The 14,786-nt window shown below is 68.6% G+C and carries 13 protein-coding genes and 1 pseudogene; all 14 read left to right on the top strand.

Features of this window, described 5'->3' with window-relative positions:
* Positions 1-88: 88 nt before the first annotated feature.
* Entirely contained in the window at positions 89-1,561 is a 1,473-nt protein-coding gene (locus AC3A6Y_RS34700) for a PHA/PHB synthase family protein (protein WP_487872743.1), read from the top strand.
* Positions 1,562-1,612: 51 nt separating this feature from the next.
* Positions 1,613-2,797: an acetyl-CoA C-acetyltransferase gene (locus AC3A6Y_RS34695; RefSeq protein ID WP_487872742.1), complete on the top strand. Its 1,185-nt coding sequence runs from the start codon at positions 1,613-1,615 to the stop codon at positions 2,795-2,797.
* Positions 2,798-2,875: 78 nt separating this feature from the next.
* Positions 2,876-3,628, top strand: a complete 753-nt coding sequence (phbB, locus tag AC3A6Y_RS34690; RefSeq protein ID WP_487872741.1) for an acetoacetyl-CoA reductase — start codon at positions 2,876-2,878, stop codon at positions 3,626-3,628.
* Between the two features lie 10 nt (positions 3,629-3,638).
* Positions 3,639-4,292 carry a DUF6781 family protein gene (locus AC3A6Y_RS34685; protein WP_487872740.1) on the top strand — a complete coding sequence of 218 codons (654 nt, stop codon included), beginning with the start codon at positions 3,639-3,641 and terminating at the stop codon, positions 4,290-4,292.
* A 46-nt stretch (positions 4,293-4,338) separates the two neighbouring features.
* Positions 4,339-5,763 carry a cytochrome ubiquinol oxidase subunit I gene (locus tag AC3A6Y_RS34680; RefSeq protein WP_487872739.1) on the top strand — a complete coding sequence of 475 codons (1,425 nt, stop codon included), beginning with the start codon at positions 4,339-4,341 and terminating at the stop codon, positions 5,761-5,763.
* Between the two features lie 5 nt (positions 5,764-5,768).
* A complete protein-coding gene (locus tag AC3A6Y_RS34675) occupies positions 5,769-6,764 on the top strand; it encodes a cytochrome d ubiquinol oxidase subunit II (RefSeq protein WP_487872745.1) in 996 nt (331 codons plus the stop codon).
* Between the two features lie 88 nt (positions 6,765-6,852).
* A complete protein-coding gene (locus AC3A6Y_RS34670; protein ID WP_487872744.1) occupies positions 6,853-8,688 on the top strand; it encodes a sensor histidine kinase in 1,836 nt (611 codons plus the stop codon).
* Positions 8,685-10,052, top strand: coding sequence for a sigma-54-dependent transcriptional regulator (locus AC3A6Y_RS34665; RefSeq protein ID WP_487872738.1), 1,368 nt, complete (start codon positions 8,685-8,687; stop codon positions 10,050-10,052). The genes AC3A6Y_RS34670 and AC3A6Y_RS34665 overlap by 4 nt, the downstream gene beginning before the upstream one ends.
* Before the next feature lie 239 nt (positions 10,053-10,291).
* Positions 10,292-10,957, top strand: a complete 666-nt coding sequence (locus AC3A6Y_RS34660; protein ID WP_487872737.1) for a haloacid dehalogenase type II — start codon at positions 10,292-10,294, stop codon at positions 10,955-10,957.
* Positions 10,958-10,962: 5 nt separating this feature from the next.
* Positions 10,963-12,060 carry a phosphotransferase gene (locus AC3A6Y_RS34655; RefSeq protein WP_487872736.1) on the top strand — a complete coding sequence of 366 codons (1,098 nt, stop codon included), beginning with the start codon at positions 10,963-10,965 and terminating at the stop codon, positions 12,058-12,060.
* Entirely contained in the window at positions 12,057-13,397 is a 1,341-nt protein-coding gene (locus AC3A6Y_RS34650) for an aspartate aminotransferase family protein (protein WP_487872735.1), read from the top strand. Before AC3A6Y_RS34655 ends, AC3A6Y_RS34650 begins: the two co-directional genes overlap by 4 nt.
* 32 nt (positions 13,398-13,429) lie before the next feature.
* Entirely contained in the window at positions 13,430-13,930 is a 501-nt protein-coding gene (locus AC3A6Y_RS34645; protein ID WP_487872734.1) for an Lrp/AsnC family transcriptional regulator, read from the top strand.
* A gap of 187 nt (positions 13,931-14,117) precedes the next feature.
* The gene (locus AC3A6Y_RS34640) at positions 14,118-14,474 is read left to right on the top strand and encodes a cupin domain-containing protein (protein WP_487872733.1); all 357 of its coding nucleotides are present in this window, start codon (positions 14,118-14,120) and stop codon (positions 14,472-14,474) included.
* Positions 14,475-14,556: 82 nt separating this feature from the next.
* A pseudogene (locus AC3A6Y_RS34635) lies at positions 14,557-14,786 on the top strand (hypothetical protein); the annotation flags it as partial.

Here is a 14,786-nt window from a genome sequence, read left to right as displayed (position 1 = left end):
GGTCGTCAAGGTCTCGCTCGACACGCTCGCCCGCCTGATCACGCGGCGCACCGAACCCCATGTCAAGCTGCATTGAGCAGCCAAGCCCATGACCTCATCTTCTTCTCCCGATCTCGACCCGAGCTCGTGGCTGCAGGCCTGGCAGCAGGGCCTGTCGCAAGGCCATCTGCAATTCGGCGCATGGATGCGCAGCGCGTTGGAGGCGGCGCCTTTCGCCGCACGCGGCAAGGCACAGATGGACTTCGCGCTGCGGCAGGTGGTCGATGCGATGAACCCGGCCAACAGCTTCGCCACCAACCCCGAGGCGATGCAGGCCGCGCTCGACTCCGGCGGTGCCAGCCTGCTCGAAGGCGCGCGCCTCTTCCTGTCCGACGTGGCGAAGGGCCGCATCTCGATGTCGGACGACGCGGCCTTCGAAGTCGGCCGCAACGTCGCCACCAGCCCGGGTGGCGTGGTGTTCGAGAACGAGTTGATGCAGCTGGTGCAGTACGCGCCGTCCACGGCGAAGGTGCACAAGCGACCGCTGGTCATCGTGCCGCCTTGCATCAACAAGTTCTACATCCTCGACCTGCAGCCGGCGAACTCGCTGGTGGCCCATGCGGTGGCGCAAGGCCACACCGTCTTCCTGGTGTCGTGGCGCAATGTCTCGGCCGACCAGGGCCATCTGGGCTGGGACGACTACGTCGAGCAAGGCGTGCTGCGCGCGCTCGATGTCGCGCGCAGCATCGCCGGTGCCGACCAGGCCTGCACGCTGGGCTTCTGCATCGGCGGCACCTTGCTCGCGAGCGCGCTTGCCGTCGCGGCCGCGCGCGGCGAGAAGCCGGCCGCCAGCGTCACGCTGCTGACGGCGATGCTCGATTTCTCCGACACGGGCGAGCTGGGCCTGATGGTGGACGAAGCCATGGTGGCCACGCGCGAAGCCACCATCGGCCGCGGCGGCGTCCTCAAGGGCCGGGAGCTCGCGACCGTGTTCGCCGCGCTGCGCGCCAATGACCTGACCTGGCCCTACGTGGTCAAGGGCTACCTCAAGGGCCAGGCGCCGCCGGCCTTCGACCTGCTGTACTGGAACGGCGACGACACCAACCTGCCGGGGCCGATGTACTGCTGGTACCTGCGCAACACCTACCTGGAGAACAAGCTGCGCGAACCCGGCGGCACGGTGCAGTGCGGCGTCCCGGTGGACCTGTCGCGCATCGACGCGCCGGCCTTCGTCTACGCCTCGCGCGAGGACCACATCGTGCCGTGGAAAACCGCCTACGCCGGTACCCGCCTGCTCGGCGGAAAGACCCGCTTCGTGCTGGGCGCCAGCGGCCACATCGCGGGCGTGATCAACCCGCCCGCGAAGAAGAAGCGCAACCACTGGGTCGGCGAGCTCGCCGCCGATGCCGGCGCCTGGCTCGACGGCGCGCAAAGCGTCGACGGCAGCTGGTGGCCAGGATGGAGCGACTGGCTTGCCACGCATGCCGGCGAGAAAGTGGCCGCGCGCAGCGCATTGGGCAGCGCGGAGTTTCCCGTCATCGAGCCCGCGCCCGGGCGCTATGTCAAAGCCAAGGCGCCCTGAAAACCGCAGGCCGCCGCCATTCCCTTCACGTCAACCCCCAAGGAGAATCTCATGTCAGACGATATCGTGATCGTGGCCGCGCAACGCACGGCGGTCGGCAAGTTCGGCGGCTCGCTCGCCGGCACGGCAGCCCCCGAGCTGGGCGCCCACGTGGTGAAGGGCCTGCTCGCCAAGGCCGGCGTGCCGGGCGATGCGGTGTCCGAAGTGATCATGGGCCAGGTGCTCGCAGCCGGCTCGGGCCAGAACCCGGCGCGGCAGACGGTCATCAAGGCGGGGCTGCCCATCGGCGTGCCCGGCCTCACCATCAACAAGGTCTGCGGTTCGGGCCTGAAGGCCGTGATGCTGGCGGCGCAGGCCGTGAAGTGCGGCGACGCCGAGATCGTGGTGGCCGGCGGCCAGGAGAACATGAGCGCCGCGCCGCACGTGCTGCCCAACTCGCGCAACGGGCAGCGCATGGGGGACTGGAAGCTGGTCGACACCATGATCGTCGACGGCCTGTGGGACGTCTACAACCAGTACCACATGGGCACCACGGCCGAGAACGTGGCGAGGAAGTACGGCATCACGCGCGAGATGCAGGACGCGCTCGCGCTCGCCTCGCAGCAGAAGGCCGCCGCCGCACAGGACGCGGGGCGCTTCGACGACGAGATCCTGCCCTTCGGCATTGCGCAGAAGAAGGGCGATCCGATCGTCTTTGCCGCCGACGAGTTCGTCAACCGCAAGACCAACGCCGATGCCCTCGCCGGCCTGCGCCCCGCCTTCGACAAGGCCGGTTCGGTCACGGCCGGCAATGCCTCGGGCCTGAACGACGGCGCGGCCGCGGTGCTGGTGATGTCGGCCTCGCGCGCCGCCGCGCTGGGCCTGCAGCCGCTGGCCGTCATCCGTGCCTACGCGAGCGCCGGGCTGGACCCCTCGCTCATGGGCATGGGCCCGGTGCCCGCCTCGCAGCTGGCATTGAAGAAGGCCGGCTGGAAGGCCCAGGACCTCGACCTGATGGAGATCAACGAAGCCTTCGCGGCACAGGCCTGCGCGGTCAACCGCGAGATGGAATGGGACACGAGCCGCATCAACGTCAACGGCGGCGCCATCGCCATCGGCCACCCGATCGGGGCCTCCGGCTGCCGCGTGCTGGTGACGCTGCTGCACGAGATGCGCCGCCGCGGCGCCAACAAGGGCCTGGCCTCGCTGTGCATCGGCGGCGGCATGGGCGTGGCGCTGGCCGTCGAGCGGGCTTGACGCCCTCGCGGGTCGCAGGGCGCGCACGGCGCAGCGGTTCGAGCGGCATCTTTTTATTTCACGACAAGGAGAAAGCAGATGAGCGAGAAGCAGAAAAAAGTGGTCCTGGTCACCGGCGGCATGGGCGGCCTGGGCGAGACGATCTCCACCAAGATGGTCGATGCGGGCTACAAGCTCGCGGTGACCTACTCGCCGGGCAACAAGTCGCACGCCGATTGGGTGGCGCAGATGGCGCAGCGCGGCTACGAGATCCTGGCCGTGCCTTGCGACGTGGCGGACTTCGATTCGTGCGTGGGCGCCGTGTCGCAGGTGCAGGAGCGGCTGGGCCCGGTCGACGTGCTCGTCAACAACGCCGGCATCACGCGCGACATGACCTTCAAGAAGATGGACCGCGTCAACTGGGACGCCGTGCTGCGCACCAACCTCGACAGCCTGTTCAACATGAGCAAGCAGGTGGCCGACGGCATGGTGGACCGCGGCTGGGGCCGCATCATCAACGTGTCGTCGGTGAACGGCTCGAAGGGCGCGTTCGGCCAGACCAACTACTCGGCGGCCAAGGCCGGCGTGCACGGCTTCACCAAGGCGCTGGCGCTGGAGGTGGCGAAGAAGGGCGTCACGGTGAACACCATCTCGCCGGGCTACATCGGCACCAAGATGGTCACGGCCATTCCGAAGGAGGTGCTCGACAGCAAGATCCTGCCGCACATCCCCGTCGGGCGTCTCGGCAAGCCCGAGGAAGTGGCGGGCCTGATCATCTACCTCGCCTCCGAAGAGGCGGCGTTCGTGACCGGTGCCAACATCGCCATCAACGGCGGCCAGCACATGCAATGAGCCGACGACCATGATCCTCAAGAATGGCATCGATCAGGCTGCGCTGATCAACACGTTCGCGGAAGCCTCCGCCAAGCAGGGCGAGACCGTGCGCAAGGCGGTGCACGAGGCCACGCTCAAGGCGCTGCAGGGCCGCGAGCTCACGCTCGCGAACATCCGGCAGGTGCTGGGCACGGTCACCAAGGCGGCCTCGGCCGGCGCGGCCGGCAGCAAGCTGCCCGCGCCCGATGTGGAGGCGCTGCTCGCGAAAGCCTTCGCGGGCATGGACGGCGCGATGGAGCAGGCGGTGCTGGCCAACCAGCGCGCGCTGCAGCAGCTGGTCGATCAGGGCGTGAGCCTGCGCGAGACGCAGCTGAAGAAGGCACTCGCCGACATCGAGAAGATGGAGGAGACGCTGTTCGCCAGCGTGCGCAAGGCGGCGCCGGCCGAGGGCCCGTGGAGCGGCGTCTTCCAGGCGATGCAGGGCAAGAGCACCGGCACCGGCGCGCGGGCCGACGCGGCGCTCGAGCAGCTCCTGGAAGACACGCAGAAGAGCCTGCGCGACGGCCGCGCGATGGGCCTGCGCGCCTCGCAGGCACTGATCGACAGCTACTCGACGCTGGTGAGCGGAGTGCTGATCGGCATGTCGGACGCCTTGAAGCAGGGCGGCGCGGCCAGGCGATGACCCACGCCGGCGGCGGCCGCCCCGCCGCCGGCATCAAAGGAACCGGATGGACGCCCTGATCCTCGCCCGCATGCAGTTCGCGGCCAACATCACCTTCCACATCCTGTTTCCCACGATCAGCATCGCCTTGGGCTGGCTGCTGCTGTTCCTGCGCTGGCGCTGGCTGCGCACGCGCGGCGGCGACCCGGTGCCGGCGCAGGGCTGGCTCGACGCCTACCGCTTCTGGACCAAGGTCTTCGCGCTGACCTTCGCGCTGGGGGTGGTCAGCGGCATCACCATGAGCTTCCAGTTCGGCACCAACTGGCCGGGCTTCATGGAGCGCGTCGGCAACGTGGCGGGGCCGCTGCTGGGCTACGAGGTGCTCACCGCCTTCTTCCTGGAGGCGGGCTTCCTCGGCGTGATGCTGTTCGGCCACGGCAAGGTGGGCGAGCGCGTTCACCTGATGTCGACCTTCATGGTGGCCTTCGGCACCACGCTCTCGGCGTTCTGGATCCTGGCGCTCAACTCGTGGATGCAGACGCCCGCGGGCCACGAGATCGTGGACGGCGAGTTCCATGTCGCGAGCTGGCTGGCAGTGGTGTTCAACCCCTCGTTCCCGTACCGCTTCGCGCACATGCTGCTGGCCTCGGCGCTGACCTGCGCCTTCCTGCTGACGGGCCTCTCGGCCTGGCAGGTGCTGCGCGGCGTGGGGCAGCGCAGCGCGGCGCGCGTGATGCGGGTGGGGCTCACCTTGGCGGCGCTGCTGGTCCCGGTGCAGATCGTGGTGGGCGACATGCACGGCCTCAACACGCTGAAGCACCAGCCCGCCAAGATCGCCGCGATGGAAGGCGTGTGGGAGACCGCGCGCGGCGTGCCGCTGCTGCTGTTCGCGATTCCCGATTCCGAGTCGCGCAGCAACCGCTTCGAGATCGCGGTGCCGAAGGGCGCGAGCCTGATCCTCACCCACGACGCCGATGGCGAGATCCGCGGGCTCGACGACTTCGCGGGCGCGCATCCGCCGCCGCTGCCGATGTTCTTCGCGTTCCGCATCATGGTCGGCATGGGCATGCTGATGCTGGCCACCAGCTGGCTCGGCTGGTGGCTGTATCGCCGCGCGCGATGGCAGCCGGCGCGCCTGCCGCGTGTGCTGCTGTGGCTGTTCGCGGGCATGACCTTTTCGGGCTGGGTGGCCACGGTGGCGGGCTGGTACGTCACCGAGATCGGCCGCCAGCCCTACATCGTCTATGGCCTGGTGCGCACGGCCGACGTGGTGTCGAAGGTGCCGTCCGCGATGATCGGACTCACGCTGGCGCTCTATGTCACTCTCTATCTGGCGCTCATCGTGGCCTACGTCGCGGTGCTCAAGTACATGGCGGAGAAGCCCGAGGAACTGCTGGCGGGCGAGGCCGCCGAGCGCGCCGCGACGCCGCCGGGCGGGATCACCGCGGTCAGCCCCATCGCCACACCTGCCACCGAAGGAGGCCGGGCATGACCGCGATGAGCTTTGACGCCGCGCTGCCGGTGATCTTCATGGTGCTGATGGGTGTGTCGATGCTGGTCTACGTGATCAGCGACGGCTACGACCTCGGCGTGGGCATGCTCATGCACCGCGCCACCGACGCCGAGAAGGACGTGATGGTCGCCTCCATCGGCCCGTTCTGGGACGCCAACGAGACCTGGCTGGTGCTGGGCGTGGGCATCCTGCTGATCGCCTTCCCCAAGGCGCACGGCCTGGTGCTCGGCGAGCTCTACCTGCCGGTGGCGCTGATGCTCGTGGGGTTGACGCTGCGCGGCGTGGCCTTCGACTTTCGCGTGAAGGCGCGCGACAGCCACAAGCGCACCTGGGACCGGCTCTTCTTCGCGGGCTCCACGCTGGCCTCGGTGGCGCAGGGCTGGATGCTCGGGCGCTATGTCAGCGGCTTCGGCACCGGCTGGAACTACCCGGTGTTCGCCGCGGCCATCGCGGTGGCGCTGCCGATGGCCTACGTGCTGATGGGCGCGACCTGGCTCGTCATGAAGACCGAGGGCGCGCTGCAGGAGCGCGCCGTGCAATGGGCACGCACCGCCTGGGCGCCGATGGTCGGCGGCATGCTGCTGATCTCGATGGCCACGCCCTGGGTCAGCCCCGAGGTGCGCGAGCGCTGGTTCGCCCTGCCCGAGATCCTGGCGCTGGCCGCCATCCCGCTGATGACCGGCGCGGCGCTGCTCGCCGTGCGCGGCCTGCTGGACACCCGCATCGTGCGCGGGCCGGTGTGCTGGCTGCCCTTCGTGCTCCTCATCATGGTGTTCGTGCTCGGCTTCCTGGGGCTGGCCTACAGCATCTTTCCCTATGTGGTGATCGGTCAGCTCACGATCTGGCAGGCCGCGAGCAGTGCGGCGGCGCTCAAGGTGATCCTGGTGGGCGCCTGCATCTCGGTGCCGGCCATCGTGGGCTACACCGTGTTCTCCTACCGGGTGTTCCGCGGCAAGACGGGCGAACTGCGCTATGCCTGAGCAGGCCCTGGGCCTGGCCGAACTGCGCGGCACGCGCCACCGGGCAGCCACCGATGCGGCCCATGCAGCCTTGTGCAATAACCGGCCCATGATTTCCTGGGAGCCGGCCCGGCGCTTCGATTTGCCTTCAGAGACCCCAAGACGCTGGCGCGGCCTGCCGCGCTGGTTCGGCGCGCTGGCACTGGTGGCCCTGGCCGCCGTCGCCGGCCATCAGCTCGCCATGCAGAACGGCCTGGCGCGGCTGCGCGAGGCGGCCGAGCACCGGCTCGACATGCTTGCGACCGGGCTCGATGCCGACCTGGCTCGTTTCGAGTACCTGCCCGCGCTGCTCGAGATGACACCCATCGTCCCGGCGCTGCTGAGTGCGCCGTCGGATGCGGGCCTGCGCGATGCGGTCAACCGCTATCTCGATGGCGTCAATGCCGCGGCGGGCGCCGAGATGCTCTACGTGCTCGACGCCGCCGGCACCTCGCTGGCCGCCTCCGACTGGAACCGGCCGGGCACCACCGTCGGCCAGGACCTGTCGTTCCGGCCCTACGTGATCGACGCGCTGCGGCAGGGCAGGGGACGCTTCTACGGCGTGGGCATCACCAGCCGCAAGCCCGGCTACTACCTGTCTTATGCCCTGCGCCGCGACCAGCCGGCGCGCGGCGTGGTGGCCGTCAAGGTCAATCTCGAGGAGTCCGAGCGCGCCTGGCGCCTGCTGCCGGGCCATGTGATGCTGATCGACCAGCGCGGCGTGGTGATACTCGCCACCCGCGAGGACCTGAAGTTCCGTCCGCTGCGGCCTCTGGAGTCGTTGCAGCGTGCCGAGGTGCAGCGCTCGCGCCCCTATGGCGAGGCCGGACTGGAGCCGCTGCGGTGGTCGCAAAAGGAGGCGCTGGCGCGCGACGTGCAGATCATCGCGCTCGACGGCGTGGTGCAGCTCGCCTCGACGCGCGCGCTGCGCGGCGCGCCCTGGCAGCTGGTGGTGCTCGACGACCTGGCGCCGGTGCGCGTGGGCGCGCGCTATGCGGCCATCACCGCGAGCCTGGCCATGGCGGTGCTGCTGCTGATCGCCGTCACGCTGTGGCAGCGCCGCCGCGCCGTGCGCCAGAAGCTCGCCAACCAGGCCGCGCTGCAGGCGGCGCACGACAGCCTCGAATCGACCGTGATCGCGCGTACCGCACAGCTGCGCGCGGCCCAGGGCGAGCTGGTGCATGCCGGCAAGATGGCCGCGCTGGGCCAGATGTCGGCCGGCGTGGTGCACGAGCTGAACCAGCCGCTCACGGCGATGCGCACGCTCTCGGAGAGCGCCGCCATCCTGCTCGACAAGAGCCGCCTCGACGACGTGCGCGGCAACCTGCAGCGCATCCGCGGCATGGTCGACCGCCTGGCGCGCCTGACCTCGCAGCTCAAGACCTTCGCGCACAAGGGCGAGTTGCAGCTCGCGCCGGTGGCGCTGGCGCAGGCCGTGGCCGATGCGCAGCTGATCGTTGCCGAGGCCTCGAAGAAGAACGGCATCGCGATCGAGGTCGACGTGCAGCCCGCCACCCTGGCCGTCGTCGCCGAGGAAGCCGCGCTGGGCAGCGTGCTCGTCAACCTGATGCGAAACGCCATCGACGCGATGCAGGCCTCCCCCCGGCGCACCCTGCGGCTGGAGGCAAGGCCGCAGGAGGGCCGCGCGATGCTGCGCGTGAGCGACACCGGCCCGGGCATTCCGCCCGACATCCTGGCGCGCCTGTTCGAGCCCTTCGTCACCAGCAAGCCCGCGGGCACCGGGCTGGGCCTGGGCCTGGTGATCTCGGCACAATTGGTGCGGGCCATGGACGGCACGCTGCGTGCCGCCAACCTGCCGGAGGGCGGCGCCTGCTTCGTCGTCGACCTGCCGGTCGCCATTTGCAACGTTGCCAGCCCGCAGCTGGAAGGAGTGATCTACAAGTGAGCGAAGCCCCTGCCATCCGCGTGCTGCTGGTCGAGGACGACGAGGACGTCCGGCTCAGCACGACCCAGATGCTGACCCTGGCCGGCTTCGAGGTCGAAGCCTTCGCGAGCGCGGAGCCCGCGCGTGCGCAGATCAGCTTCGGCGTGCCGGCCATCGTGGTCAGCGACGTTCGCCTGCCGGGCCTGAGCGGCACCGAATGGCTGCTCGAGCTGCGCAACGCCGATGCCGAACTGCCCGTCATCCTGGTCACCGGCCACGGCCACATCGCCATGGCGGTGCAGGCCATGCGTGAGGGCGCCTACGACTTCATCGAGAAGCCTTTCAGCTCCGAGCGGCTGGTGGCGATCGTGCGCCACGCCATCGAGCGGCGGCAGCTCACGCTGCAGGTGCGCGCGCTACGCGACGCGCTGGAGAACTGGCATGGCATCCAGGCGGTGCTGATCGGCCGCTCGGCGCAGATGCAGCAGGTGCGCCGCACCGTGATGACGCTGGCCGAGACTTCGGCCGATGTGCTGATCTACGGCGAGACCGGCACCGGCAAGGAGCTCGTCGCCCGTTGCCTGCACGAGCACAGCGAACGCCGCCGCCAGCATTTCGTGCCGCTCAACTGCGGCGGCCTCCCCGAGGCGCTGGCCGAGAGCGAGTTGTTCGGCCACGAGGCCGGCGCCTTCACCAGCGCCAACCGCGTGCGGGTGGGCAAGTTCGAATACGCCCACGGCGGCACGCTTTTTCTCGACGAGATCGAGAGCATGCCGATGGCGGTGCAGATCAAGCTGCTGCGGGCCTTGCAGGAGCGCTCGATCGAGCGCATCGGCTCCAACCGGGCCATCCCCTTCGACTGCCGCGTCGTGGCCGCGAGCAAGGAAGACCTCAAGGACCTGAGCGACCGGCAGAAGTTCAGGGCCGACCTGTACTACCGCCTCGGTGTCGCCTTCATCGAGCTGCCGCCGCTGCGCGAACGGCGGGAGGACATCCCGCTGCTGTTCGAGCATTTCTCGCTGCTGGCGGCGGCGCGCTACGGGCGCGTGGCGCCGATCCTGAGCGGCGCGCAGGTCGCCGACCTGATGGCCTACGCCTGGCCCGGCAACGTGCGCGAGCTGCGCAACGTGGCCGACCGCTTCGTGCTGGGCCTGCTGGGTGAGCGGCTGACGCTGGCCCGCGGCAACGGCGAAGGCGAGCCGGCGTTGCCGCGCGGGCTGCCGCAGCAGGTCGAGTCCTTCGAGCGGGCGGTGATCGTCGAGGCCTTGCGCAAGCACCAGGGAGACCAGCCCGCCACCGCCAGCGCGCTCGCGATCGCGCGGCAGACGCTGCACGACAAGCTGCGCAAGCTGGGCATCACGGCGGACGAATTCAAGTCCCACTGAGCGGCGCGCCGACAAGCGCGCGCTTTCCGAAATCGCGGCGGGTCCAGCCGGATGCAGCGGTGCGCCTGCACGCTTCGTTTCCGCTCCATGCCGAGCCGGCACGCGCAAACAGCACCGCTCAAAAATGCCAGGCCGGCTCCGGATTGACCAAGAATCTGCTTGGGTTCCGTTGAGATATGGCATCTCCTGCAAGGGGGGTCACCCTAGACTCGTTCCATCTCAACGCAGCGGGTGAACCCATGACATTCAAACCAAAATTTATCAGCTTCGATTGCTACGGCACGCTCATCAATTTCGAGATGGGCCCGACGGCGAAAGTCCTGTTCAAGGACCGCGTGCCGGCCGACCGGATGCCGGCATTCCTGGACAGTTTCAGGGCCTATCGCCTCGACGAGGTACTGGGCGACTGGAAGCCGTTCTTCGACGTGGTGGAGAACTCGATCCAGCGTGCCTGCAAGGCGCACGGCATCGAATGCCTGGCATCGGATGCGCTCTCCTTGTACGAAGCGGTGCCGACCTGGCAGCCGCACCCGAACGTGGTCGAGGTGCTGGAGGCGATCGCACCGCACGTGCCGCTGGTGATTCTGTCGAACTCGATGGTCGACCTCATCCCTCACAGCGTCGCGCACCTCGAGGCCCCCTTCCACGCCGTCTACACCGCCGAGGAAGCACGCGCGTACAAGCCGCGCATGCAGGCATTCGAATACATGTTCGACCAGCTCGGCTGCGGGCCCGGTCAGATGATGCATGTCTCGTCGAGCTTCCGATACGACCTGATGACGGCGTCGGACCTGGGCTTCATGGCCAAGGCCTTCATCGATCGGGGTCACGAACCCACGTCGACCGAGTACGGCGTGAGCCGCTTGACCGACATTCGTCAGCTGCCGGCGCTGCTCGGACTCTGATGCGCATGCCTGATCCCGACCGTGGACCCGGGCGCGCAGCGCCCGGGGGCGGCCCCAGCGAAGCCGCTGCGCTGAGCACCGCCGCGCCCGACCTGGCGCCAGCCGAGGTGCAGGCGCTGGTGGCGCGCCTCTATGGCATCGAGGGCAGCGTGAAGCCGCTGGCGGGCGAGCGCGACCAGAATTGCGCCATCGAATCCGCCGACGGCACGCGCTACGTGTTCAAGATCGGCAACCCCTCCGAGTCGGTGGCGCTGGTCGATTTCCAGATCGCGGCCCTGGAGCACATCGCGCGCACATCGCCCGGCCAGCCCGTGCCGCGCGTCGTGCGAACGCTGGACGGCCGCGCGCGCGACAGCGCCACCCTGGCCGATGGCGTCCGGACCACCGTGCGCATGCTCACCTACCTGGAAGGCATCCAGATCCGGGAGACACCGCGCACCGCCGCCCAGCGCGTGGCGATGGGCAAGGGACTGGCCGAGCTGGACCTCGCCCTGCAAGGCTTCACGCACCCGGCGGCCACCCACGACCTGCTGTGGAACGTGTCGGCCGCGCACCGCCTGACGGCCCAGCTCGACAGCCTGGTCGAAACACCGCGCCGCGCGCTGGCCCGGTCGTTCATGACGCGCTTCACCGACCATGTGCTGCCACGCCTGGCGTCGGTGAGGGCGCAGGTGATCCACAACGACTACCACCTCTACAACGTGCTGGTCGCGCCGGACGACCAAACGCGCATCATCGGCATCATCGACTTCGGCGACATGCTCCATGCGCCGCTGGTCGGCGAGGTGGCGACGGCTGCCGCCTTCCACATGACCGGCAACGCCGACCCCTTCGAGGGACCGGCGCAGTTCGTCGGCGCCTATCAGGCCGTCCTGCCACTGACCGAGCCGGAGCAGGACATCGTCGCCGACCTCATGGCGACGCGCCACCTCATCACGGCGTTGATTTCGGAGTGGCGCGCCCTGCGCTATCCCGAGAACCGCGCCTACATCATGCGCCACAACGCCGCGGCCTGGGAGGCACTGTCGCAGATGGCAGACCTCTCCCGCCACGATGCGCGCGACCGCCTTTTGACTCCCACACGAAACGGAACCTCTTCATGAAAGCCACCGCTGACTTCAACATGGTCAACGCCTACATTCCCGGCCGTGCCGACGTCGGGCCCGCCACCGAGGCAATGATCGAGCGGCGCAATGCGCTGCTCGGCCCCGCCTACCGGCTGATGTACGAACACCCGCTGCACATCGTGCGGGGTGACGGCGTGTGGCTGATCGACCCGGAAGGCCGCCGCTACCTCGACGTCTACAACAACGTCACCTCGCTCGGCCACTGCCACCCGGCGGTGACCGAGGCGATCTGCCGCCAGGTGAACACGCTTGCGACCAACACGCGATACCTGCACGACACCATCCTCGAGCTGGCCGAGCGCCTCCTCGCCAGCGTGCCGGGCACGGACCTGGCCCACCTGATGCTGACTTGCACCGGCAGCGAGGCCAACGACCTGGCGTATCGCATCGCCAAGGTGCGCACCGGCGGCACGGGCGTGATTGTCACCGACACGGCCTACCACGGCATCACCGACGCCGTGTCGCAGTTCTCGCCATCGCTGGGCGTGAGCGTCGACCTCGGTCCACACGTTCGCCTGGTGCCGGCGCCGCGCCTGTACCACGCCGAAGGCGCCGACCTCGGCGAGCGCTTCACGCGCGACGTCGAGGCGGCCATCGCCGACCTGCAGCGCCACGGCATCAAGCCGGCGGCCTTGATCGTCGATTCGCTTTTCACCAGCGACGGCATCCTGCCCGAGCCTGCAGGCTTCCTGAAGGGCGCCGTGGAGGCGATCAAGCGCGCGGGCGGCCTGTTCATCGCCGACGAGGTGCAGCCCGGCTTCGGCCGTACCGGCGAGCACATGTGGGGCTTCCAGCGCCACGGCCTCGTTCCCGACATCGTCACGCTGGGCAAGCCGATGGGCAACGGCCAGCCGATCGCGGGTCTCCTCGCGACGGCCGATGCGTTGGCGGAATTCGGCAGGAACTCGCGCTACTTCAACACCTTCGCCGGCAATACGGTGTCATGCGCAGCGGCCCTGGCCGTGCTGGAGACCATCGAGCGCAGCCGGCTGGTGCCGCATGCAGCCAAGATCGGCAAGGTGCTGCTCGACGGCATCGCCGGGCTCGCCGCAAAGCACGAGGCCATCGGCGATGTGCGGGGGGCAGGGCTCTTCGTCGGCGTCGAGCTCGTGTCGGACCGCACGACGCGGGCGCCGGACCGCGCCCTGACCAGCCGGGTGGTCAACCTGATGCGCGACAAAGGCGTGCTGCTCAGCGCATGCGCCCTGGGGCACAACGTGCTCAAGATCCGTCCGCCGCTGGTGCTGTCGGCGGAGCAGGCCGGCATGGTCATCGAGGCGCTCGACGCATCGCTCACCCAGGCGCAGCGCTAGTCCGGGAATCGGCTCGAGAATACGATCGCCCCATGAGATCAGCAGTGCCGTTCGACCGGTTCGACCTCAAGATCATGGTGCACCTCCAGCGCGAGGGGCGCTGCTCCAACGTCGATCTGGCCGAATCGGTGGGCCTCAGCCCCAGCCCGTGTCTGCTGCGCACCAAGCGGCTGCAGGAGACCGGGCTGATCCGCGGCTATGGCGCCGACATCGCGCTGGAAAAGCTGGGGGACCACGTCATCGTGTTCTCGGAGGTCACCATCGGCAGCCACCGACCGCATGATTTCCGCAAGTTCGAGGAAGGCGCCGGGAAGTACGAGGAGATCGTCGAGTGCTACAACGTCAGCGGCGGCTATGACTACCTGCTGAAGATCGTGGCGCCCGGCGTCGGCCATTTTCAGGCACTGATGGACAAGATGCTGGAAGACGACATCGGCATCGCGCGCTTCGCCAGCCGGATCGTCCTGCGCCAGTCGCCGGACCGGCGCGGGTATCCGCTTCGCCTCATCGCGACCCAGAGACGGTGGGAGTGAGGGTCGTGGGACTCGGCCCGCCGTAGGGCAGGGGCATCTCGACGCATTTGCCGTGCAAGCAGATTGCGCTTTGGCGCCAGCCAATCGCGCATTTGTCACCGTTTTCGGCATCGGGTTCGGCACCAACGCAGGAACTCCCAAACATAGCATCAGGGTCGTGTTCCACCCTCCCGAGAGTCCACTTTTCATGTCAAAGAATCTGCTTGTCAATTTCAACTTCGACCAACTCGGCGTTCCGCGCGAATACCGGCCGCCGGCCGAACGCGTCATCGAAGGCGACATCGTGTGCCGCAACTGGGACGTCGACAGCGCCAAGGACGACAAGGTGCGCGCCGGCGTGTGGGAGTCGACGCCGGGCGTCAACCGCTCCATCAAGGGCGAGACCTGGGAGTTCTGCCTGATCCTGTCCGGCGTGGTCGAGCTCACCGAGGACGGACAGGCCCCCGTGATCTACAAGGCCGGGGACTGCTTCATCATGAAGCCGGGCTACACCGGCACCTGGCGCACCCCCGAGACCGTGCGCAAGGTGTGGATCATGGCCTGAGCCTTCAGCCGGTTCAGCAGCATGCGCATCGCCTTCCCAGCCACGCACGAGGTGCGCGCTGCACACGCAAAAGGCGGACCGCATGGCATGCCGCCGGCGCCCCATCAAACCGCAGCTTTCAAGCGCCGGGCACTTCATTTCCCTACAACCTCGACGCGGCTGCGTGCTGCAATCACGTCGTCATGAGTTCGTCGCTTTTGCATCTTTCATCCAAGGAATAGAGACCATGATCTTCCGTCCCAAGTACATCACCTTCGACTGCTACGGCACGCTGACGCGCTTTCGCATGGGCGAGTTGACGCGCGACATCTT

This window comes from Variovorax sp. Soil_C_17 (assembly GCF_057657265.1).
Note: the sequence above shows the minus strand (reverse complement) of the source record. Positions and strands in the feature narration are given on the sequence as shown.